Below are 1,521 nucleotides of genomic sequence, written 5' to 3'. Positions count from 1 at the left end.
GTATCGATGGCTTCTCTCGACGCGTCTGATCTTTCGCAGTTCCGGTGTCTCGTGCGGTTCAGGCGTCGGATATCTCTTCGCGCCAGTCACCCATCAGGATCAAGGCTTCGCCGGCATCGCTGCCAGGCTTGCCCCTGACGCATCGCGCGTCCCAGAAACAGATCGGTATGACGAGCGCGTGTCCAATTGGAAGGTGCACAGAACGCGTGGCTCACCGCCGCCCGAGGGCCGCGGCGTCCAACCCCTTGTGGCTCGCGCGCTCGTCGCGAAGATCATAGCGCCAAATCTTCCTGGCCGGTGCGGCCTCCAATCAGATCTCCTGGTTGTCAACCAACCCCTAGATGGGCTGACCGCACCGGCCAAGCTTCAAACGAATACCTTCTTCGGATCGAACGGCACGCGGTCGCGCAAGACGTGAAAGCACGCGCGGGCGAGCTTGTGCGCGATCGCCTTCGTTGCGACGATCGTGTTCGTCTTCGCCGCCTTCTTGTCGTAGTAACGCTTCGCCTCGGGGTAGAAGCGCACGGCGAATCGCGCCGCCTCGACGAAGGCCCAGGCGAGATACTTGTTCCCGTTCTTCCCGTTGTTGTCGGCCTTTTTCTTGCCGTTGGACAGACGCTTCGCGTCGACGCAGCGGGCGTACGAGGCGAAGTCACCGGGCGATGCGAATCGATCCATGGATCCGGCTTCGTACATGATCGTGAGCGAGAGCACGTCGCCGATTCCCCAGACGCTGCGGAGCGGCTCGAACTCCGGTCGAAGCTTCGCTTTCTTCACCACGGTTCGCTCGAGCACGTTGATCTGCTCGGTGAGTGCATGGATGACGTTCAGCGTCGTCGTAATCGAAAGGGCGAGATCGTCGTTGGTGTACAACTCGCGCACGCGCGCAGCCGTGAGTTTCTTCACTTCATTCGATGAGAGTTTCGTCCCCCGGTTCCTTTGCTCGAGGTTCTGCACGCTGAGGATGTTCGCGGTTCGCTGCTGCACGAGCCTCATGCGCTTCCGCAGCAGGTCGCGCACGGCGCGTTCTTCGCGCGGGTAGATGTGGCCGGTCGGCAGAATGCCGAGGCGCATCATGTGGGCGAGCCACCAGGCGTCGTACGGATCGTCGGAGTGCTTGAGTCCTTCGTACTGTTGAATGGCCGACGTGTTGACCAGCCTCGGCGCGAACCCGTGGTCGATCAGCCCGTCGACCAGCCAGTACCAGTTGAACGTCGACTCGACAGCCACCCCCTGCAGTGTCGCGCGAAACGGCTCGAGTTCGTCAACGAATGCCGAGATCCGGTTTGGCAGTTTCTTCTGCCGAAGGACTCGATCAGTCTCGTCGATGACGGTGAGAAATCCGTTGTTCGAGTGAAGGTCGACTGCCGCGAATGTCTGCATCTCACAGGTTCCTTTCGCGACGATGGTGCATCGTGCGCGTGTTTGCCTGCTAGATGTGTATCAGATCTTCAGTGCGTTCGCTGCCGACCACGCGGAGCTTCAGATTTGCGTTCATGACAGGCGCGAACGGCTCCGCAG

Annotated in this window: 1 protein-coding gene; it reads right to left on the bottom strand. The window is 60.8% G+C overall.

Going from position 1 to position 1,521, the window contains the following annotated elements:
- Positions 1-366: 366 nt before the first annotated feature.
- The gene (locus tag WAW17_RS30150) at positions 367-1,383 is read right to left on the bottom strand and encodes an IS110 family transposase (RefSeq protein WP_422336518.1); all 1,017 of its coding nucleotides are present in this window, start codon (positions 1,381-1,383) and stop codon (positions 367-369) included.
- Positions 1,384-1,521: the final 138 nt, after the last annotated feature.

The organism is Rhodococcus sp. (in: high G+C Gram-positive bacteria) (genome assembly GCF_049286785.1).
Classification (GTDB): domain Bacteria; phylum Actinomycetota; class Actinomycetes; order Mycobacteriales; family Mycobacteriaceae; genus Rhodococcus_F.
The sequence above is the reverse complement of the archived record's forward strand: the minus strand, read 5'-3'. Positions and strand labels throughout refer to the sequence as shown.

Excerpts from the sequence above, each read along its gene's own strand:
- WAW17_RS30150 (WP_422336518.1), bottom strand. The coding sequence starts at position 1,383 with ATGCAGACATTCGCGGCAGTCGACCTTCACTCGAACAACGGATTTCTC.